This window comes from Solibacillus sp. FSL W7-1464, from assembly GCF_038004425.1.
Lineage (GTDB): Bacteria > Bacillota > Bacilli > Bacillales_A > Planococcaceae > Solibacillus.
The window spans coordinates 3049169-3070645 of the sequence record NZ_JBBORC010000001.1 but is presented as its reverse complement, the minus strand read 5'-3'; the positions used below and the strand labels follow the sequence as shown (position 1 = coordinate 3070645).

The 21477-nt window shown below is 41.4% G+C and carries 22 protein-coding genes and 1 riboswitch; of the genes, 14 read left to right on the top strand and 8 right to left on the bottom strand.

The window, feature by feature from the left end; genetic code table 11:
• The first annotated feature begins 106 nt into the window (after positions 1–106).
• On the top strand, positions 107–727 hold the full coding sequence (locus tag MKZ25_RS15270) for an NAD(P)-dependent oxidoreductase (protein WP_340802246.1): 621 nt from the start codon (positions 107–109) through the stop codon (positions 725–727).
• Here the strand turns inward: MKZ25_RS15270 and MKZ25_RS15265 are convergent.
• Positions 724–999 (bottom strand): CC/Se motif family (seleno)protein, encoded by a 276-nt coding sequence (locus tag MKZ25_RS15265; RefSeq protein WP_340802245.1) that lies wholly within the window; start codon positions 997–999, stop codon positions 724–726. The two genes, MKZ25_RS15270 and MKZ25_RS15265, sit on opposite strands and share 4 nt — an antisense overlap.
• A gap of 322 nt (positions 1000–1321) precedes the next feature.
• Positions 1322–1702: a PH domain-containing protein gene (locus MKZ25_RS15260; protein WP_340802244.1), complete on the bottom strand. Its 381-nt coding sequence runs from the start codon at positions 1700–1702 to the stop codon at positions 1322–1324.
• A gap of 172 nt (positions 1703–1874) precedes the next feature.
• On the opposite strand from MKZ25_RS15260, the gene MKZ25_RS15255 reads away from it, so the two are divergent.
• Positions 1875–2279: a DUF2512 family protein gene (locus MKZ25_RS15255; RefSeq protein ID WP_340802243.1), complete on the top strand. Its 405-nt coding sequence runs from the start codon at positions 1875–1877 to the stop codon at positions 2277–2279.
• An 84-nt stretch (positions 2280–2363) separates the two neighbouring features.
• On the opposite strand, the gene MKZ25_RS15250 is transcribed toward MKZ25_RS15255, so the two are convergent.
• Positions 2364–2816 (bottom strand): HEAT repeat domain-containing protein, encoded by a 453-nt coding sequence (locus MKZ25_RS15250; protein ID WP_340802241.1) that lies wholly within the window; start codon positions 2814–2816, stop codon positions 2364–2366.
• Between the two features lie 668 nt (positions 2817–3484).
• Between MKZ25_RS15250 and MKZ25_RS15245 the strand changes: the two genes are divergently transcribed.
• From MKZ25_RS15245 to MKZ25_RS15210, 8 genes are all read left to right on the top strand, one after another.
• Positions 3485–4222, top strand: coding sequence for an SDR family NAD(P)-dependent oxidoreductase (locus tag MKZ25_RS15245; RefSeq protein ID WP_340802240.1), 738 nt, complete (start codon positions 3485–3487; stop codon positions 4220–4222).
• A 253-nt stretch (positions 4223–4475) separates the two neighbouring features.
• On the top strand, positions 4476–5276 hold the full coding sequence (locus tag MKZ25_RS15240; RefSeq protein ID WP_340802239.1) for a transporter substrate-binding domain-containing protein: 801 nt from the start codon (positions 4476–4478) through the stop codon (positions 5274–5276).
• A 62-nt stretch (positions 5277–5338) separates the two neighbouring features.
• Positions 5339–5998 carry an amino acid ABC transporter permease gene (locus MKZ25_RS15235; RefSeq protein ID WP_079524306.1) on the top strand — a complete coding sequence of 220 codons (660 nt, stop codon included), beginning with the start codon at positions 5339–5341 and terminating at the stop codon, positions 5996–5998.
• A gap of 36 nt (positions 5999–6034) precedes the next feature.
• Positions 6035–6775: an amino acid ABC transporter ATP-binding protein gene (locus MKZ25_RS15230; protein ID WP_445326884.1), complete on the top strand. Its 741-nt coding sequence runs from the start codon at positions 6035–6037 to the stop codon at positions 6773–6775.
• A gap of 15 nt (positions 6776–6790) precedes the next feature.
• The gene (locus tag MKZ25_RS15225; protein ID WP_079524304.1) at positions 6791–7261 is read left to right on the top strand and encodes an S-ribosylhomocysteine lyase; all 471 of its coding nucleotides are present in this window, start codon (positions 6791–6793) and stop codon (positions 7259–7261) included.
• A 120-nt stretch (positions 7262–7381) separates the two neighbouring features.
• Positions 7382–7879, top strand: a complete 498-nt coding sequence (locus MKZ25_RS15220) for an SRPBCC family protein (protein WP_340802237.1) — start codon at positions 7382–7384, stop codon at positions 7877–7879.
• A 671-nt stretch (positions 7880–8550) separates the two neighbouring features.
• Positions 8551–10497 (top strand): methyl-accepting chemotaxis protein, encoded by a 1947-nt coding sequence (locus tag MKZ25_RS15215; protein WP_340802236.1) that lies wholly within the window; start codon positions 8551–8553, stop codon positions 10495–10497.
• A gap of 117 nt (positions 10498–10614) precedes the next feature.
• The gene (locus MKZ25_RS15210; protein ID WP_340802235.1) at positions 10615–11010 is read left to right on the top strand and encodes a VOC family protein; all 396 of its coding nucleotides are present in this window, start codon (positions 10615–10617) and stop codon (positions 11008–11010) included.
• A gap of 459 nt (positions 11011–11469) precedes the next feature.
• Here MKZ25_RS15210 and thiW read toward each other — a convergent pair whose 3' ends face one another.
• The 5 genes from thiW to MKZ25_RS15185 form a co-directional block, all read right to left on the bottom strand.
• Positions 11470–11976: an energy coupling factor transporter S component ThiW gene (thiW, locus tag MKZ25_RS15205; RefSeq protein ID WP_340802234.1), complete on the bottom strand. Its 507-nt coding sequence runs from the start codon at positions 11974–11976 to the stop codon at positions 11470–11472.
• An 88-nt stretch (positions 11977–12064) separates the two neighbouring features.
• Positions 12065–12153, bottom strand: a riboswitch (TPP riboswitch).
• Positions 12154–12260: 107 nt separating this feature from the next.
• A complete protein-coding gene (locus MKZ25_RS15200) occupies positions 12261–12833 on the bottom strand; it encodes a cupin domain-containing protein (protein WP_340802233.1) in 573 nt (190 codons plus the stop codon).
• 60 nt (positions 12834–12893) lie between these two features.
• A complete protein-coding gene (locus MKZ25_RS15195) occupies positions 12894–13688 on the bottom strand; it encodes a nucleotidyltransferase (RefSeq protein ID WP_340802232.1) in 795 nt (264 codons plus the stop codon).
• Positions 13689–13961: 273 nt separating this feature from the next.
• Positions 13962–14717 carry a 3'-5' exonuclease gene (locus tag MKZ25_RS15190; protein ID WP_340802231.1) on the bottom strand — a complete coding sequence of 252 codons (756 nt, stop codon included), beginning with the start codon at positions 14715–14717 and terminating at the stop codon, positions 13962–13964.
• A gap of 113 nt (positions 14718–14830) precedes the next feature.
• Entirely contained in the window at positions 14831–16375 is a 1545-nt protein-coding gene (locus tag MKZ25_RS15185; RefSeq protein WP_340802230.1) for an alanine/glycine:cation symporter family protein, read from the bottom strand.
• A gap of 337 nt (positions 16376–16712) precedes the next feature.
• On the opposite strand from MKZ25_RS15185, the gene MKZ25_RS15180 reads away from it, so the two are divergent.
• The 4 genes from MKZ25_RS15180 to MKZ25_RS15165 all read left to right on the top strand — a co-directional run bounded on the left by MKZ25_RS15180 (position 16713) and on the right by MKZ25_RS15165 (position 21470).
• On the top strand, positions 16713–17963 hold the full coding sequence (locus MKZ25_RS15180; protein WP_340802229.1) for a cytochrome P450: 1251 nt from the start codon (positions 16713–16715) through the stop codon (positions 17961–17963).
• Between the two features lie 172 nt (positions 17964–18135).
• On the top strand, positions 18136–19383 hold the full coding sequence (locus tag MKZ25_RS15175; protein WP_340802228.1) for an FG-GAP repeat domain-containing protein: 1248 nt from the start codon (positions 18136–18138) through the stop codon (positions 19381–19383).
• A gap of 12 nt (positions 19384–19395) precedes the next feature.
• Positions 19396–20094: a response regulator transcription factor gene (locus tag MKZ25_RS15170; protein ID WP_340802227.1), complete on the top strand. Its 699-nt coding sequence runs from the start codon at positions 19396–19398 to the stop codon at positions 20092–20094.
• The gene (locus MKZ25_RS15165; RefSeq protein ID WP_340802226.1) at positions 20091–21470 is read left to right on the top strand and encodes a HAMP domain-containing sensor histidine kinase; all 1380 of its coding nucleotides are present in this window, start codon (positions 20091–20093) and stop codon (positions 21468–21470) included. Before MKZ25_RS15170 ends, MKZ25_RS15165 begins: the two co-directional genes overlap by 4 nt.
• Positions 21471–21477 lie beyond the last annotated feature (7 nt).

The following is a 21477-nucleotide window of genomic DNA, read 5'->3' as shown; positions in this document are numbered from 1 at the left end:
TTAAATACAAAGTACTGATTATATTAAGACAGTTGGGACCGGGAATCCGGGGCCGGCTGTTTATTTGTTTGAGCTAATCATTTATTTACGAAAGAAGGTTGACCAAATGAAGTTATTAATTTTAGGCGGTACGGGCCGGGTTGGAAGCCATTTAGTTAAGAATGCGCTTCTGGAGGGCCATCAGGTGACGGTTCTCGTTCGCACACCGGAGAAAATTCAGTTCCAGCATAAAAATCTGACGGTTATTCAGGGGAATGTGCTGAGTAAAAAAGATGTTGAGCAGGCAATGAATGGGGCGGATGTGGTAATGAGTGCCTTGAATACAGATGGGGGAACGACTCTTACGGAAAGCATGCCGTTCATTATTGATGCAATGGAAAAGGAAGACATTAAACGAATCATTACAATCGGTACTGCCGGCATCCTGCAAAGTCGCGTAAGCCCGGAACTGCTGCGCTACCAGTCAAGCGAATCAAAGCGGAAATTAACCCGTGCTGCAGAAGAACATCATAAAGTGTATGAGTTGCTGGAGCAGTCTGAACTTGATTGGACAATTGTCTGCCCGACCTATTTGCCGGACGGGGAACGGCTCGGGAACTACCGGACAGAACGAGATTTCCTACCGGTAGACGGCAGCCAAATTTCAGTCCCGGATACCGCGGACTTTGCCTATAGCTTATTGGAAAGCGGCGATTTTATAAAGGCGCGCGTGGGAATTGCCTACTAGCCTAACTTAGCCGAAATCATTTTGAAAATGCCGATGCCTGTAAGCTTCAATGTCATCTTTTCATTTTGGGAAAGGTGCTTCTCCACGTAAATGGACAGGTCATCGATTTTGATTTCCTGATAGTTGTGCACGTCTTTCGGCTTTCCTAAATGAGTCATCAATTCCTGTACGGGCGGGGCACAGCAAGCGTTCACAGATATAGTTCTTACGGAAACAGGCTTGCTTTTTGACTGCATCCATTTTTTCGTATTTGTATCGAGTTCGATTTGCATGAAGGGTTCCTCGCTTTCGTAGAGTGTGTGGGTGCGGAAAAGTTCTAATATCACCGCTCAATGTTCTAATAAACTGAAAAATGTTCTAATAAAACTGGGATTTTCTAATATATATGTACGATCTTCTAATAAGTGTGCCCGATGTTCAAATATGTGCTGCGGAAGTTCTAATAAAGCATGAAGATGTTCTAATATAATGGAAAATCTTCTAATACCCATATTGCTTCTACCATATCATAAATCACAAAATATAAAAGAAGCAAAAAAACGAACGATTCGGCTTCTCCGGTAAAGAAGCATCCATAATCGTTCGTTTTAATTGTTAAGAAGACAAAATATTTTCTGCCAAAACACGCTGTACAGCATAAATATTTGTCGCTTTGTTAAACTTCTTTTGAAGAGGGACGCTATTGCCGGAAACCCAGATTTTCAGCTCTGCATCCAAATCAAACGTGCCGGCTGTTTCGATCGAAAAATTTGTAATGCTCTTGTACGGAATGGACATATACTCCGTTTTCTTCCCGGTCATGCCCTGTTTATCAACAAGGATCAAGCGTTTGTTTGTAAAGATAAACGTATCTCGTATTACTTTATACGCATGCTTGACTACTTCATTACTCGCAATGATTTCAGCCATCTCTTTTTGAACCTCTTCTGCCTTCAATTCACTTGCATTGCCCATCAATCCATCAAAAATACCCACTCTGTTCACCTCATCTGTTTATCTCCACTATTTTTTCCGTTCCTTTAAAAGATATACTAGCGAACGATTGAATTTATTCCAAAATATTAATTTAATAATTTTCTCAGAATATGAGTAAAAATATATGAGTTGGGTATTAATGCTGTATAACAAAATTAAGGAGGGGTTCTAAATGAATCATTTGAAAGCTTTGGTTATTAAATTTGTGATGATTGCGGCAGTTTTAGGTATTATTCTTGCAGGGGTTTTTGGTTTTGCATTTAGCGACACATTAGTAATCAGTTTAGTGTTAACACTTTTAGCTTATGTTGTAGGGGATTTAGGGATTTTCCAGAATGCCGGTGCCCGTGCAGAGCAGGATAAAAGAAATATCGTCGCTACATTGTCGGATGTCCTTCTAGCAGCAATTGTTATTTACTTTATGGGACAAAGCTATTCTGAAAACAGCGACAATATTGTAGCAGCTGCCATTGTTTCAGCGGTAGTCATCGGTTTAGGGGAATGGTTCTTCCATAAATATATTGATAGACAAGTATTTGATAGAGCCGATGCAACAGATGCTCAAAGAGAATATTAATAGTTTTGTAGTGGCGCTTTCCAATAAGGAGAGCGCTATTTTTACATAATAAAAAACACGGAATTTAATCCGTGTTCACTGGTGTTATTTTCGAGTTGTCGTTGTTTCCCACATATCCTTCAGCCAAGCGTCAAACTGTGCGCCTTTTTCGCCTTCATATGTGTTGTAAATATCGATGCGCATTTTCTCCAATTTTACTTTGAAGTCTTCATACGTATGGTCCGCAGGCAAGCTCTTCTTAATACGCTTGAAAATTTTGCGCAGGTCTTTGAACAATTCGCCTTTAGGTGCTTCAGAAGGTTCGACTTGCTGACCCATTTTCTTTAAATGTTTCGCAGCAGCATCACGAACTTTCGTTACTAAATCCGCTTTCGCCACATATTGCAAAATTTTGATCGATTCATCCGCTTTAATTTTCGCCAGTTCCTGAACCGCTTCTAAACGTGCTTCCCAGTCTGCTGTACGATTTACGGCCTTCTTTAATTCACTGAAGTTCTCAGGTAATTGTTGTGCTGATTCTTGATTTTGTTGACTCATTATTTTGTCTCCTTTGTCATTGCCTTACTAGCAATGATCCGCTCCGTCTATTATAGCATGAAAGCGAGGCAATTACTCGTTCTAGTAGATGGCGAATCCGATTGCAGCGAGGCTGATTTTCTAATAAAGTTCTCCATTGTTCTAATATCTCGAAAAATCTTCTAATAAAAGTGAGAAGTTCTAATATAAATTCTATTTTTTCTAATAAGTGCTCCAACTATTCAAATAAAGTACTCAAATGTTCTAATATCCTATTCAACTCTTCTAATAAGTACCTGAACTCTTCTAATAAAATCCTGCCCCGCCACTGAACAGCCTAAAACTAAACGCTTTTAACTAAAAAAGCACGCACTTACCCGATATCTTCTAATAAACCTGGCCATATTTCTAATAACTCACGTAACTCTTCTAATAAGTATCCGAACTTTTCTAATAAAATCACGGTCCTATCCGCAAAAAACTTAAAAACCACCGGCAAATCGAGATCTTCTAATAACCCTCACCAAAGTTCTAAAACCTCATGCAACTCTTCTAATATCCGCCAAAACTTTTCTAATTAAACCCCTACAACGCGCACCCACTCTAAAAAAGCACAACCTCAAACACGAAATCTCAACACATTTCAGTTACACTCTTACTAAGCAATTGACAAAGGAGGAATTCAACCAATGTTCCAGAACAAAACCGTTATCGTCACAGGTGCAGCGCAAGGAATCGGGCGCACCGTAGCAACCCATTTTGCAAAAGCCGGTGCCAATGTTGTCATCGCCGATATCGAACATGACTTAGGTGTCCAGCTGGCAGGCGAACTGCAAAAGGAAGGGTACTCCGCCATTTTTGCAGAGACGGACGTACGCAGTGAAGAGAGCGTTCGTCAATTGATGGAAACAGCAGCAGCCCGTTTTGGCGAGATTCATATACTGATCAATAATGCGGGAAAAGGGAAATGGATTTCACCGCTGGAATTATCGCTCGAAGACTGGGATGACATCATCAATACGAATTTGCGCAGTGTCTTTTTATGTTCGCGTGAAGCGGCAAAACGGATGAACAGCGGCGGGGCAATCATTAATCTCGCTTCAACACGTGCGGTCATGTCCGAACCGAATTCAGAAGGCTATGCCGCATCAAAAGGAGGAATCCTGGCTCTTACTCATGCATTGGCAAGCTCGTTCAGTGAGCTGAACATTACAGTAAACAGCATTTCACCGGGTTGGATTGAAACAGGGGATTATGATGCCCTTAGACCGGTCGACCATAACCAGCATTTTTCCAACCGTGTCGGCAAACCGGATGATATTGCCCGCGCCTGTCTGTATTTAGCGAACCCGGAAAATGATTTTATTACCGGGACGGATCTGACAATCGATGGCGGAATGACGAAGAAAATGATTTATGAAGAATAATAGATTGAACGAAAGGGTGCTTTCCTGCAAAAAGGAACAGCGCCATTTTCTTTAAAAAAGTAACGTGAACGTGTCAATTTTCCATTTGAGGAAATTGGCACTTTTTATCTGCCTAGCGCACGTTTCCTAGCTTTCATTAACTAATAGTTCTAAATTTAAAAATTGTTCAGAAAATAAAGATTGTTTTTATTATTACCCTGTTATAATATAAAGCTCATTAAATAACTAGGAATTAACAGCGGAGGCATTTAGCATGAAAAAATTATTATCAATCGTTACATTATCAGCGCTTGTTTTAGCAGCATGTGGTGGCGACAAATCAGAGGAAAACGCAAGTGAGGCAAAAAATAAATTAGAGGAAATCCAGGCAGACGGAAAAATCCAAATCGGTCTTGAAGGAACATTCCCTCCATTCAGCTTCCATGATGTATCAGGGGCATTAACAGGCTTTGAATATGAAATTGCCGATCAGATCGCAAAAGACCTTGGTGTTGAAGCGGAATATGTTGAAACAAAATGGGATTCATTAATTGCAGGTTTAGATACAGATAAATACGATTTCGTAATTAACAACGTATCGATTACAGATGAGCGTAAAGAAAAGTACGACTTCTCGACGCCATATATGAAATCAGAAGCAGTAGTTGCCGTACATACGGATAACACGGAAATTAAAGAGCCGGCTGATATGGACGGTAAAAAATCTTCACAAACAATTACAAGTAACTTTGCCCGCGATGCAGAAGCGCTTGGTGCAGAAGTAGTGGCAACAAATGATCTGATGAGTTCAATCGAGCTTGTTGTACAAGGCCGTGCAGATGGAACAATCCATGACCGTGTGACATTCCTGACATACTTGCAGGAGCAGCCGGATACGAAATTGAAGGTACTGGACGGTGCGATCAATTCAACTGATATCGCATTAATTTTAAATAAAGAAAACGATGAGTTCCGTGAGAAGTTAAATGAAATTATTAAAGAACGTACTGAAGACGGTACATTCGAAGCAATTTCGGAAAAATATTTTGGTGAAAATGTTATTTCAAACAACTAATGGAAAGGTCGTTTCGACGGCCTTTTTTACGTGGATTTAACTATAGAAAGGAGTGTTAGTGGATGAGTAGAGAAATGGATATTTTACTTAACTCGATCTGGCCGATTTTAAAAGCAGGACTTCTTGTTACCATTCCGCTATCGCTCATTGCCTTTGCCATAGCACTGGTCATCGCAGTTGTGACGGCACTGGCTAGAATCTCAAACTACAAAGTATTACGCTGGATTTTCGGTACGTACGTCTGGGTATTTCGTGGAACACCATTATTGGTAACATTGTTTATCGTATTCTTCGGTCTTCCGAAATTGGGGATTACCCTTGATGCATGGACAGCGGCGATTATTACATTTTCACTGAATACGGGCGCCTATGCATCCGAATCGATTCGGGCTTCGATCTTGGCCATTCCAAAAGGGCAATGGGAAGCTGCAGAATCTCTCGGTATGACATATTGGCAAATGATGCGACGAGTGATCGCACCGCAAACTGTCCGAATTTCATTGCCGTCAGTGGCCAATGATTTTATCGATCTGGTGAAAGGGACCTCTTTAGTAGCGAGTATCACACTTGCGGATCTATTCATGGTCGGACAGCAAATTACCGCGCGTACATATGAGCCGCTTATGATTTATTCGCTTTGTGCGGTCATCTATTTAATCTTTATCAGTATTCTGATGGTCATTCAAAGCCGCCTGGAAAAATACGCATCAAAGTATGTATAAGAGTGTCAGGTGAAGTGCTAGAAGGGAGGGCTTATTATCGTACAATTTCAGCAAATGTCGAAGTTCTTTGGCGAGAACGAGGCATTGAAAAATATCAATTTAACATTTCATGAAGGCGAAACAACAGTTATTTTAGGTCCATCCGGTTCAGGGAAATCGACGCTGCTGCGCTGTATCAATTTATTGGAGCGACCTGAAAAAGGAATTTTGACAGTCGGCAACCAGACAGTTGAACTGAACAAGCCGATTTCTCAAAAGAACCTGCTTTCAATTCGTCAAAATACGGCGATGGTATTCCAAAGCTTCAATCTGTTCCCGCATATGAAAGTGCTTGAAAATGTGATGGAAGGGCCGGTTACCGTTTTAAGGAAAGATAAAGCGGCTGCAAGACAAAAGGCGCAGCAGTTATTGGAGAAGGTTGGCCTGAGTCATAAAACAGACCAGTATCCGTCGCAACTTTCCGGAGGGCAGCAGCAGCGTGTCGCCATCGCAAGAGCATTGGCGATGGAACCGCAGTTTCTACTGTTCGATGAGCCGACGAGTGCACTGGATCCCGAGCTTGAGGGGGAAGTGCTGAAGGTGCTGAAAGATTTGGCGGAAGAAGGCAAGTCGATGATTATCGTGACGCACAACCTGAATTTTGCGCGCGAAGTGGCAGACCGGATTCTATTTCTGGAAAACGGTGAAATCGGCTATGACGGCGTAACCGAAAACTTCTTTACAGCGAACAATAACGAACGGATTCAACAATTTATAAAATCGATGCAATTTATCTAACTAGGGGGATTCAACATGACAACAGAGAAAACAAATGTAGAGAGCTTTGATCTAGACCATACGAAAGTAGTGGCACCATACGTACGCCTTGCCGGTACTAAAACAGGAGCGAAAGGCGACGTCGTAACAAAATACGATATCCGTTTCAAACAGCCGAACAAGGCACATATGGAAATGCCGTCACTTCACTCTTTGGAGCATTTAATGGCAGACCGTATCCGCAATCATAGTGAAGATGTCGTTGATCTATCGCCAATGGGCTGCCAAACAGGCTTCTACCTGGCATTACTGAACTATAATGACTATGACGGTGTATTAACGATTATTGAAAATACACTGCAAGATGTGCTGAAGGCAGAATCTGTACCGGCATGCAATGAAGTACAGTGCGGCTGGGCGGCAAGCCATAGCTTGGAAGGCGCAAAAGCATTGGCCGAGGAATTTTTAGCTGGCCGTGCTGAGTGGCATATCGTTTTCGGAGAATAATGGTTGAAGCAAGTCTCCTGTGAGGGCAATCTCGCAGGAGACTTTTTTATGGAGCAATTGTTTTTAAAGTTCCTGTGTATAGGTTATTAATTAACTAAAGTAACTAAAAGGAGAATTTGAATGAACAATATTTCAACAACGACATTAACGATAAAAAGAGAATTTAATGTAAAGCCTGAAAAAGTGTTTGACGCATGGCTGAATCCTGAAATGATGAAAAATTGGTTCTTTACTTTGGTAGGGACGAACAAGGTCGCACAAAATGACCCGAAAGTAGGGGGCGGCTGGGAAATTGTCGACCACCGTGGTGGAAAAGACTACCGCGCAATCGGCGAATACCTTGAAATCAAATCGCCTGAAAAAATCGTGTTCACTTTTAAGATGCCGCAATTCAGTGAACTGGCAGATACCATTACAGTGGAGCTGAAAGAGTTGGGACAAGGCAGTGAAATGACGTTCACCCAACTGATCCATGTTGAGAATGAAGAGCACTGGACAGATGATGATATAAAAAAAGCTGTGGATGAAATGCGAGATGGCACAGAACAAGGCTGGAATTTAATGTTCATGGGTCTGAAGGAATTAGTAGAGACAGGAAAAGTGAGCTATCAAGGTTAGAGAACTTAAAATGAAACACCGGGTGGGAGCATGACCATTCGGTGTTTGAATTTTCAGCAGCGATGTTCTAATAAAGGGGTGATTTGTTCTAATATATTTTTATTTGTTCTAATAAAAGTGTGATCTTCTAATATAAGTAATAAATATGCTAATAAGTCCGTAACTTGTGCTAATATCGCCCACAGAAGTTCTAATATCCTCCCCCAATATTCTAATATCTGCCCCAACTCTTCTAATAAAATCTCATACTCTCTCCGAAAACCAAAAATACAACGCTCCCACTCATAAAAGCATCCGCTTATCCAAGTTATTCTAATAAACCTCGCCGAAGTTCTAATATTCGATGTAACTCTTCTAATATCTTCATAAAAACTTCTAATAAATTAAGCAACCGAACCCCATCCCTACCTATGAATTTTAGGAATGTAACGTATTCTTTTTCACTATTTTATTTAGTAAAGGGAAAATTGTATACTGACATAGGAAATTAGTATATTAATTTTATTATTTAAAGTAAGTATTATTGCATAAAACTTACTCGGAAAATTAAAAAGAGATAGAGGCTTTAGTAATTAGTAGTGAACTTGAAAGGGTGATATAAGAAACAGACTTGAAAAATGTCTATTAATCGAAATACATATTACGAACTTAGTAAGGAAGGGAAGTCCAATTTGTTTAATTTCAAAAATCTACAACCGAAACTAATTTTAGCATTTGCCCTATTTTTATTAGTACCATCCATAGCGATTGGGGCAACTGCCGCAATTATCGCGACGGATACAATTAAAGAACAGTATTATAATACAATCGACAAAAACTTGGGATTACTCAATACATCGATTAACAGTCTGATGGAAAATAAAATCGATAATGTTGACTTTTTATCGAAAGAAATCAGTAGCAGTGATGACGATGAATATATAGCAAAAATCATGGATCAATATGTTGAACTGAACGAAGACGCGGAATCCGTGTTTCTTGGCAAGGATGACGGATCGGTGACGATTGCGCCGTATATGGCAATGGATAAAGATTTCGATGTAACAGAACGTGACTGGTACAAGGACGCCATTGCCAATAAAGGACAGGCCGTTATTTCGCATCCATACATTTCTACGAGCAGTAATAATGTAGTTGTAACGATTTCAAAAAGTATCGCCGGCGGGGTAGTCGGAATTAACTTGAAATTAAGTCACATTGCCGAAATAACAGGCCAGATTAATGTTGGGGAAGAGGGCTATGCAGTACTGCTTGATAGAAAGGGCGAATACATCGTCCACCCTGAAGAGGAAACAGGCACGCCACTTGGAGAGTCGTTCTACGATGTGTTTTACAGTAACGAAGCGAGCTCGATTGAGTACGATTATTTCGGTGACAAAAAAGTAGTCCGTTTTATCACAAACGAATTGACGGGCTGGAAACTTGGCGGAAATATGTATCTTCATGAAATTGATGAGGCGGCAGCACCGATAATTAAAGCAACCATTATCGTTATTTTAATTATGGTTGTAGTTGGTGTACTGCTAATCTTTATTCTGATCCGTTCAATTATTAGACCGATCAAAGATTTAAAAGAAAAAGCACTAATGATCAGTGATGGCGATCTGACGCAAACGATCGACGTGAAAACGACGGATGAAATTGGAGAGCTGGGACAGGCCTTTGGAGAAATGCAGGAAAGCCTCAAATCCCTCATTCATAAAATTGAGCAAAATGCGGAACTTGTCGCGGCTTCAGCAGAACAGTTGTCGGCGAACTCCGAAGAGACGACTGCTGTGACACAGGAAGTTTCGGCTTCGATTCAGCAAGTATCGCTAAGCGCGGAAAAGCAAAAGGACAGTGTCGATACAAGTGTCCATGCATTCGAGGAAATAACGGAGGGCGCTGTACAAATCGCGAATTACTCGGCGCAAGTTTCAGCACTTACAAACGAAACGACGAAACAGGCATATGATGGCGGTCAGTCTGTTGAAAATATTGTGAATCAGATGAAATCGATCCATCAGTCGGTCATCGCGTCCCATCAAACGATCCAGTCATTAAATGATCGTTCAAAACAGGTGAATTCGATTTTAAATATTATTACAGGAATCGCTGAACAGACAAACTTGCTTTCATTAAATGCCTCGATTGAAGCGGCACGAGCAGGGGAACACGGGAAAGGTTTTGCGGTTGTCGCCAATGAAGTGAAGCAACTGGCAAATCAGTCCCATCAGTCGACAAAGGATATTTATGAAATCATTTCAGCTATTCAGAATGACACGGAAAATACGGTCTCGATTATGGACCGCATTTCCCACCAGGTAGAAAATGGTGTGGAAGTTTCCAACGAAGCATTGGCGAAGTTCTCTACCATTATCGAAAGTATGGAGCAAGTAACACCGCAAATAGAGGAAGTATCGGCAACAGCACAGCAAGTGTCTGCCTCGATTCTCGAAACATCTTCCAGCGTACGTGAAATGGCATTATTTGCGCAAGACAATGCTGCGATTTCAGAAGAAGTAGCCGCATCTTCGGAACAACAGCTCATCGCGATTGAAGAAATTTCTACATCGGCACAAGCTTTAACAGAACTGGCACAGGAATTACAGCTCGTTATCGCGAAATTTAAATATTAAACGAAAGGCATCTTCGAATATGGAGATGCCTTTTTATAGGTAGAAAAGTTCGCGGAAAAGGTTAAAATAGGCTAAATTGAAGTGGTGTAAATTTGATTTCGGAAGGGGAAGGCTACAATGAAAAGCGCAAAACCATTTTTAATATTTCAAGGCGGAGTTGCAGAAGAGGCAATGAACTTCTACACATCCATAATCGAGGATGCGGAAATTACGAGCATTGTCCGCTATGGGGCAAATGAAGGCGGAGACGAAGGGAAAGTCATGCAAGCGACTTTTTCGATTAAAGGTCAGGAATTTATGTGCATCGACAGTAATTTAAAACATGAATTTGACTTTACCCCGTCGTTCTCTATTTTTATTACATGTGATACCGAAGAGGAAACCGACTATCTATATGAAAAACTGCTCGAAGGCGGACATCCGCTAATGCCGATCGGGGATTACGGTTTCAGTAAGAAGTTCGGCTGGCTAAATGACCGCTACGGCGTGTCGTGGCAGATTAATTTAGCTTGAAAATTGTGCCGGGTGTCATGCATTAATACCCGGCGCTTCATTTTCTAATAAAGGGCTGAGTTGTTCTAATATAGTTTAAAATCTTCTAATAAACGTGGGATTTTCTAATATAAGTGTCGGTTGTTCTAATAAGTAGGTGATTTGTTCTAATATCATCCGCAGATCTTCAAATATCCCGCCCGGAAGTTCTAATAAACGCTCAAGTCTTCTAATAAAATCAATAAGCTGGTGAAAATAGTTCTCCATAAATAAGTTGTTCTAATAAAATCCACGAAAGATCCAATATCCCGCCCCGAAGTTCTAATATCTGCTCCAACTCTTCTAATAAAACCGCTAGACCAGTGAAGAAAATCTTCCAGCAATAGATTGTTCTAATAAAGCACGCAGAAGTTCTAATATCCCGCCCCGAAGTTCTAATATCCACCCGAAACCTTCAAATAAAAACCCAACCCCGTCGACTCACCCCACATTCTGATAAAGCATCCCGCCAAACGCCCGGTTTCTCACCATCACCTTCAGCAAACCATAACCTAAAAGCGCACCCGCAAACGAACTCATCATAAATGCTGGTACAAAGCCGAACAGCGCTGCTTCCTGACCTAAAAATAAAATTGCAATCGGATAAGTAGCAACCGCACCGAGCAACCCTGTTCCAATCACTTCACCAACAGCTGCAAACGCCAGTTTCTTCGTTTTCGCAAACAAAAGTGCGGCTAGCAGTGCGCCGATCATACTTCCCGGATAAGCAAATAGACTGCCTGTCCCCATTAAGTTTCTCAATGTGGACGTAAGAAATGCCTGGAATACCGCATACCATGGACCGAGCAGTACCGCTGATACGACATTGGCAAAATGCTGAATCGGAAAAATTTTTGCAAAACCTAATGGGATGTATACCATACTGCTGAGAATCGTTGTGATCGCTGCGATAATCGCGGAGTAAGTAAGCTTTCTCGTTTTATTCATTTTTACCATCCTTTACAATAATTTTTGCAACAAAAAAACCACTTTCAATTAAGAAAGTGGTATCGTAGCCTAAACAAAAAATAAAAATAGGGGATCGATACTACTTTCCTACGCTAGTATTACCTAGATCAGGTGCAAAGGGTACTTCTCAGCCATTAGGCGCCCCTAGTAGTTTTACGAGCAGAATATCTGCTTCCAATATTGGGTTAATTTCACAATAATCATAACATGACCGCATCATTATGCAAGCGCTTTTTGAAATTTGATCCTTCGACCGAGATCAATCACTGCCCATACCCGCCGCCATAATTGCCGGGCTGGGCATGCTGCCAAGGGTTTGGCGGACCGATGAAAGTATTCGGTCTGACAGGGGCAACTGCCTGCTGCCACAGATTTTCATTCATGCCATAAGTATGGGCCATAATATTTGCCGGTGTCAGCTTAAGCAGATCAGAACCTAGAATCACTTCTGGTGTCGGAGCATTAAAAATGGCAAGCAGATGCGTATTGTTTTGCGTAGCGACTTCGTAATGCCACCACCCTTGAGGAACGTTCGCCACTTGACCGGGACTAATCGGGAAATGCATCAGCTGTTTCGTAAACGGATTCAATATGGAAACAATCGCCCTTCCTGTAATGCAGTAAACAAGTTCCGCCGCATTTTGATGGTAGTGCGGCTCAATGACATTATTGGCGCTCAAATAAATATCAAGCAGCGATATATTATCCAGCGTATTCAACTGGTTCACGCCAAGCAGGTTGATAAAATTATGCTGGTCTTTAACGAACAACGCATTTTTATTAAGATCGAATGTAAACTGCGGTTGCGCCGTTGTATAATCATGATTCGAATTCAATCGTTCACCTCTTTTTTTATTGTTGCTAAAGTATGCAAAAATTTACCGTTTCGTGCCTATCTACCAATAAGAGGATAAGGAAATAATCCAAGTGAAAATTAAAAGACACAATGTAGGACTACACATAAAAATTTCTCCAAAGTGGGCAGCCATGACTCGTTCATAACTTAGCCCAGCTTTAAGGAATCCGAAGAAATCCCCATGATGGATAATATAAATAAACGTACTCATTACCATGAGGGCGGACATAACAGATGCACTGATTGGCAAAGTAACAACGTAGTACGGATTGCCGCCAACATCCATATGGAGCGGAATATTCCACTGCTTACTGAAAATAAAGCTGCCAATGACGAGTATAAAAAGAATAAGCGAAATATTAAACGGGTGTTTCCGGTAATCGATCAGATCCAGCATTTTCTTTGTTTTTCCTTTATACTGCCAATCCGCATCATCTTCTACCCGTTCACCTTGCAGCACGAAAATTATTCCGGCTATCATACTACCAACAATTAAATACCACTTAAATAACGTATAAAGCAGCAGCCAGCTATAAAACGGTGCAATGACAAGAGGAAGAACGGCGAGGCCAATCAACCATTTATTAACCGGATAATTCGCCATAAGCCATCTGTTTAATGCGTCTCGTTTATCATTTGTACTCGCAGTTTCACGGTACGTAGTGAAACGGCTCATGACAAATGCGCCTGCTACAAATACTAACCCGATTGTAAAAATAACATAAGAAGTTTTCGGATAAACCGTGACATTATCATAATTTAAGATAATCCAGTTTCCGCTAATGGCGATGATCAATATCCCGGTAAACATCATATATAAAGAGAAGTTCCTCATCCATCCACCTCCAATTTATATATTCTACGACGACAGGCTGGAAATAGTTTCAACACAATGCATTCTGAGAACTTCTAATAATGTCCTGCATTGTTCTAATAAACAAAAAAATGTTCTAATAAAAGTGCGAACTTCTAATAAATCAGTGAGTTGTTCTAATAAACAGCCGCCATCTTCAAATAAAGCACTCCGATGTTCTAATACCCTGCGAACATTTTCTAATAACCATTTCAACTATTCTAATAAAAGCACAAAAAGCGACCACACACATTCTTACTGTGCAGTCGCTTTTTTCAAAATAAGCTGCAGTATTTCATTGGCACAAATCGCATCCGCATCGGCTGTATGATGGTTAAGCAGCGGAATGTTATACGTTTCGGCAATGACATTCAAGTTATTCTTCGGGCTGTCCAAATATTTGCGTGCAAGCAGTACCGTACACGCAGCCGGATTCGTTGGTCGAATACCGTTCCGGAAAAACTCTAGTGCGAGAAAGCTATACCAGTCAAACCCGATATGGTGACTCACAATGGGCATATCACCTAAAAAATCTTTAAAGGCATGAATGACAGGGGAGATGGTTTGCTCATCTTTTACCCGTTCATTCGTAATCCCATGGATATGCGAATTTTTGATCGGTTTTTCCGGATTCACAAAGCGGTGAAAAAGGTCCACCGTTTCTCCGTTGTTTATTTTCAGCGCGGCAATCTCCACAATTTTATCACCCCTTGCAGCAGAGCCCCCCGTCGTTTCAATATCGACGACGACATATTCGGGTGCATGCTCCAACAGTTCCACCATTTCCGCAACCTTTAAGCGCGGACTGTACGTTGTAATAAATCTTCTCAAATACTGCGCGGCCAGCTTCGTATTGTAGTAATGGCCATACCTTGTCCGGGCAATATAGCCGTGCTGTTCCAAATCATCAATTGCCTCTGCCGGATAGCTTGCGGCCAATGCTTCATGTTTGGCAAAGCCCACAATCGAGCACGTAATCATGATGCGGATATGCAGCCGTTCGATGTCCATAAACTTCACCTCTTTATTGGAACGTTTGTTCTGTAATTGAACCATATATAAAGGAAATAATAAATAAAAAAGCTGACCACTACCCGAAAATCCAGCAATGGTCAGCCTGTCACTTATTCAGAAAACGGATTCGGTACTGGCTGAAGACGCTCACGCACTTTCTTCGCAACGACCGTTTTTCCTTTTGAAGGAACGGTATTTGGTATCGAAGATCTTGCTTCGAGATCCTCCCAGAAATCCGCGTTCTTAATGCCTAACACTAATGGGTTGAACGTTGGGTTAAGGCCCAAGCGTTTTTGCGTATCGTAATCTTTCAGTGCGGTTAAAGCAGTTTTCGAAAGCAGTACGATTGTAATAACGTTTACCCAACCGAGCAGGCCTACGCCTAAATCGGTAATCGCCCAAATGAGTGTAGCCGAATTCACTGCACCGAAAATAACCATACCTAGAAGGCCGATGCGGGCAGTATGCGTAATGATTTTGCCTGCTTTGCCGATATTCAGCATTTCTTTAATGAAGGCTATATTCGTATCCATTTTGTAGAAGTACGTAATTAACGTAGTAAAACAGAACAGGAATAAAGATATTGTCATAAAGTACTGGCCGAATGTCGGAGAGATCAGTGTACTCATCGCAGACTGTGTATAAATTTCAGGATTTGCACCCGGAATATTCGATACGATGGCCTCGCCGGCATTTGGCGTAACATTATACATACCTGTAATTAAAATCATAAATGCTGTCGCTGTACAAATTAAAAACGTATCAATATAAATTGAGAATGCCTGTACTAACCCTTGTTTGGCAGGGTGCGAAACACTCGTTGCACCGGATTCAAATGTTTCCGTACCCAACCCGGCAGCACTTGAGAACACCCCACGCTGAACACCCATTGCAATGGCGGTTCCTACTAAACCTGCAAACGTAGCATTCAAGTTAAGCGCACTTGTCACGATTAATGAAAACATCGCCGGAATTTCGGATATGTTAACGACTAATAATGCGATACAAATTGTCACGTAAGCTAAAGCCATAAACGGAACTAAATATTCCGAAACAGTAGCGATTCGCTTTACACCACCGTAAATGATCACGGCCATTAATGCAGCAAGCAGTAAACCTGTTACAAGTGGGGGAACATTGAATGATTCCTGAACCGTTAAAGCAATCGTGTTCGCCTGTACTGTCGGCCATAAAATCCCGATAACGATAATTAAAATCGTCGCTGAAATGATGGAAAACCATTTCAAATTCAATCCTTTGTAAATATAAAACGGTGTTCCGCCGCGGTATTCACCTTCGATTTTACTTTTGAAAATTTGAGAAAGGGTAATTTCAATAAATGAAGTGGCTGCACCTAAAAATCCCATAACCCACATCCAGAAAACCGCACCGGGACCACCGAGGCTGATGGCCGCTGCAACACCGACAATATTACCTGTGCCGATACGACTGCCTAAGGACATCGCCAATGCCTGGAAAGAAGAAATCCCTGCACTGTCATTATTTTTTTCAAACAGCAATGTGATCATATCTTTAAAGCGCCGCACTTGAACAAATCGAGTTCTCAACGTAAAAATAAGACCTACCGCCAAAAATAGAAATACTAACGCATTACTCCAAACATACTTATTCAAAAAATTAACGATTTCCAACATTCATGTACCACGTCCTTTTTAATATTAAAAAATGTAAAACAGCACTGCGAATTTTTATGTAGAGCTTTTTTTCTGTCATCAGAAAAAAAGCGTTATTACTGTAGTTAACACAAACAAGCGGTTGTTAAACAAAATATTTCCGGTTGGTAGTATTTTTATTGCACTTAATGTAGTTAAAAAGCTCTCATAACAGGGGTTTTGCTACCAAAATGAAAAGTACAGGGAAGAGTCGACTCACTTTATCCTACTCTGCTCCAGAGTCGCCTGAAGTTTTTCCGAAGAATAAACAGGGAACGGATTACCAACAATGTTACTCATATAAAAGGAGATGGATGAAATGACAAACTCGGTACCGAAGGAAGAAGGACTTGACCACAGCCTGAGCCTTTTGAGGGAAGGTTATCTTTATATTTTAAATAGGCGCCAAAGCTTCCAGTCAGACGTATTCGAAACGCGGCTGCTAGGAAAAAAAGCGATCTGTATGGGCGGGAAAGAAGCGGCGGCTGTTTTTTACGACAACAGCAAATTTAAAAGAGAGGGTGTCGCACCAAACCGAGTGGCTGAAACCTTGTTTGGTAAAAAGGGTGTGCAAACATTGGATGGCGATGCCCATAAACACCGTAAACAAATGTTCATGTCGCTCATGTCCCGCGAGCGACTACAAAAACTGAATGAAATCCATGCGAAACAGTGGGAACACGCATTGGACAAGTGGCAGCGGATGGAAGAAATCGAACTATACGAAGAAACATTGGACATCATGTGCCGTACTGCCTGTGAGTGGGCAGGTGTGCCGGTGGAAGAAGAGGAGATCAAGAAACTGGCGGACGATTTACGGGCAATGTTCGAGTCGGCAACTGCTGTCGGACCATCGCATTGGGCGGGAAGACATGCGCGGAACCGGGTGGAAAAGTGGGTAGGCGAATTAATCGACCAAGTACGCGATGGTAAATTAAATCCCGAAGAAGGAACGGCATTGCACGCATTTTCGTGGCATCGGGATCTGGAGGGGAATCTCCTGGACACCAAAGTCGCCGCAGTGGAAGTCATCAATATTTTACGACCGATCGTCGCGATTTCCGTTTATATCAACTTTTCAGCACTTGCCGTCCATCATTACGCGGAAGAGCGTGAGAAGCTGAAATCCGGTGACGGAAAACTGGCACAAATGTTTGTTCAGGAAGTGCGCCGTTTTTATCCGTTCTTCCCATTTGCCGCTGCCGAAGTAAAAGAAGCGTTTACGTGGAAAGATTACACGTTCGAAGAAGGAACATTGACGCTGTTAGACCTGTATGGTACAAATCATGACCCGGCGATTTGGGAGAACCCCGACGTATTTCAGCCAAGCCGTTTTGAAAATTGGGATGACAGTCCGTTCAGCTTTATTCCGCAAGGTGGCGGCGACCACTATTTGGGCCACCGCTGTGCAGGGGAATGGGTAACAATCGAAGTAATGAAAGTGAGCCTGGATTTTTTAGTGAACCGAATGACTTATGATGTGCCGGAGCAGGATTTAAGCTACAGCAAAGTGAGCATTCCAAGTCTTCCTAACAGTAAAATAATCATGAAAAATGTTCAGCCACTATAAAATAACTCCGACAGAGCTTGCAGCCAATCGAAACATTGGATGCAAGTTTTTTCATTTCCCTATTATACATAAATTTGAACTGTAACCTTTTTGTAACTCTTTCCGTAGGAGTTGGCTATATAATAAACTTATTCCAGAAAACGATTAAAGCCAGCGTTAGTTAGGGGTGCGTATGAGAAAAGGCATTGGATGGGTAACGATTTTATTGATTGCATTGCTCGCGGGATGCGATCTTGTAAAATCTCCAAATGAATTAATTACTTCACCACAGCAGCAAGACGAGCAAAAAAGAAATCTAGAACAACAGCTAAAAGTATTGTTACCACCTTCCAGTGAACTTGTCACACCTGTGCAAAACGATAAAAATCAGTCCATTTTTATCGAGGATCTGGATGGTGACGGACAGCAGGAAGCCATTGTCTTATACAGAAATCCACAACAGAAATCGCAAATCCATATCGCTGTTTTACAAGAAGAAAACGCAAAGTGGCACGAAGCGGCGCATATCGAACCAAATGGGCAGGCAATCGATTACTTTGGGCTACATGACTTGGATAAAGACGGGGTCATGGAAGTAGTAGTGGGTTTAGGCGAAAGTGAGTTTGAAACGAAAAAACAGATGATGATTTATGTATGGCAGGACAGGAGCTTGAAAAAGACGGTCGAACGCAGTTATGAAGGGCTTGATATTTCAGATTATAATACTGATGAAAAATTGGAACTTCTTCTTGTGGACGGCGAAAGAAGAGCATTCTATACCGCTGAATTATTTCACTATGAATTGGGGGATTTAGTGTCCCTATCTGCAGTTTCTTTAAACAGCTATGCTTTTCATAAGAGGATGAAGAGCGGAAAACTAAATGACGGGAATCACGCATTATTTGTCGATAGTGCAATTGGTGTGAACGCTATGCTAACCGAAATTATTGCTTATGACGGTACAACACTGATAAAGGTAGGTGCTGAACAGGGTGACCTCGCGTATAAATCGCTTCCTTTATACAGCGCGGATAGGAATGAAGACGGCATAATGGAAGTCGGTGAAACGTATTTGCCCGAAGGATGGGTAGAGGAAGACTCAACTGAAACTCCGTACATCGTGCGCTATGTCACCTATTCCATCAACGGCACTTCTAAACAAGTGACAGAACGGGCCACCAACTTTGAACATACTTTTTATATAGATATTCCGGAAAAATGGCACGGTAAAGTGACCATTAAGAAGATAGAAAACGGCATTCAACTTGTATCACTTGCCAACAATAATCTGCTGTTTGATGTAATATGGGCGAATAAAGAAACACCGAATTCTGCGCATACAATATTAAAAGAAACGAAAGATACGATATATTATACGACGATAGAAGAACACCCGGATTTTCCTGTTGAAGCATTTCATTTGGAACAATTCGAGTTGTAAGCGGGGGCAAATATGACAAACATCCTAGTTGTTGAAGATGAATTATCCATTCGAAGTTTTGTCTCATTAAGTTTGAGAAAAAAAGGCTATGAAGTGGTGGAAGCCGAATCAGGAGAACAGGCATTACAATTATTTGAAAATAAGATTTTTGACGTTGTTTTGCTCGATCTCATGTTGCCGGGAATCGATGGATTTGCAGTTTGCGAACAGATCAGGAAAATGAATCAAAAGGTAGGCATCATCATGATTACGGCCAAAACTCAACAGAAGGATAAAATCGATGGCCTTGTAATAGGGGCCGATGATTATTTATGTAAACCGTTTAGTCTGCAGGAATTGGAAGTAAGAATTTTTTCGCTCTTGCGGAGAATAAATGTCACTGATGCGGCAACTTCCAAAATGAGCGATATGCTGATTTCCGGAGACTTCAAAATGGATATAAAAAACAATAAATTTTACAGTTCTGATGAAGTAGTGAAACTGACACCGACTGAATTCTCCCTGCTGCATTTTCTAATGGAGCATCCAAACGAATTGTTTACAAGGAATGAGTTATTGGATGTTGTGTGGGGCGAACATTATGTTGGCGAATTAAAAGTAGTGGATGTCAACATTAGAAGGATTCGCCAGAAAATCGAAAAAGATCCTTCCTCCCCAATGTATTTATGTACAGAATGGGGACGCGGTTACCACTGGAAGGTTAACGAATGAAACGGAGAGTCATTCGTTATTTCATGATCATCATTATTTTGACGTTAACCCTTGTGATGACGGTGTTTTGGGGCGCAGTGACAAAGTATTATTACCAAGGTATCGCCAATACGTTTCAACAACATGTTGAGGCAATCCATCCTAGGTGGGCCAATGAAATCGAGCTTACTTCCGATAGAATAAAAGATTTCGGTGACTTCGGTGTAAAAAGCTTTGAGTTTGACGGTGCAGAACTGCAGCTGTTAAATAGCGATGGTGAAATGGTTCAGTCTTCTACAGGTTTTTACGAAGACACCAGCTATACAGTGAATCCGGATCTCTTTTCTTCCTATAGCCCTTATTATGAAAAGGAGGAGCTTGAACAGACAGAAGAGAAAGTTTTGGCAACGTATATCCCGCTGATTCTTGACGGGAAAGTGATAGGTGTACTCCGCTATACGACGTCATTAACAGAGACCGACCACCTCATCCAAAGCCTGTTAGGATACGGCATTTTACTTTGTATCGGAGTCGCGGCAATTGTCTTTCTTGTAGCCCTCCGGTTAGCCCAGTCGATTGTGAAGCCATTTAATGAAATCATTCACTTTACAGGAACGATGGCAAAAGGGCACTTCGAAAAAAGAATCAAGGAAGATTATCCGGACGAATTAGGCGAAATGTCAAAAACGCTGAATTATATGGCGGATGAGATTGTCAAAACAGACCAGTTAAAAAATGATTTTATTTCTTCCATTTCCCATGAGCTCCGAACACCGCTGACAGGAATAAAAGGGTGGGCTGAAATGCTGGGGTCACCGGATGGAATAACGGAAAAAGAAATCAACTTTGGTTTACGGATGATCAACAGTGAGTCCGATCGCCTCATAAAATTGGTGGAGGACCTTCTGAATTTCTCAAGATATGAGTCAAACCGGATTGAGCTGCACCCGACAAGATTTGCCTATGCGACTCTGGTTGAAGAAGTGACATTACAGTTGCAAAGTAAAGCGAATGAAAAGAATATCCGCATGAAACTTGACAGTACACCAGTTAACATTTACGCCGATGAAGATAAAATCCGGCAAGTTTTATTGAATATACTCGAAAATGCGATTAAGTTTTCGCCACGTGATAGTGAAATAGTGATCAAACAGTACGAATTGAACGGTAAAGCGATTTGTATGATTCGAGATGAGGGAATTGGAATAAAGGAAGAACAATTACTGCATATTATGAATTCTTTTTATAAAGCGGATGTCAAATCTGTTGGTGCCGGACTTGGATTAGCGATTTCCCGTACAATTATTTTAAAGCACGGCGGGACAATCGAAGTGAATAGCGCATACGGAAAAGGTACGGAAGTTTATATTGAATTGCCCTTAAATAGTAGCCTGTAATAGAGAG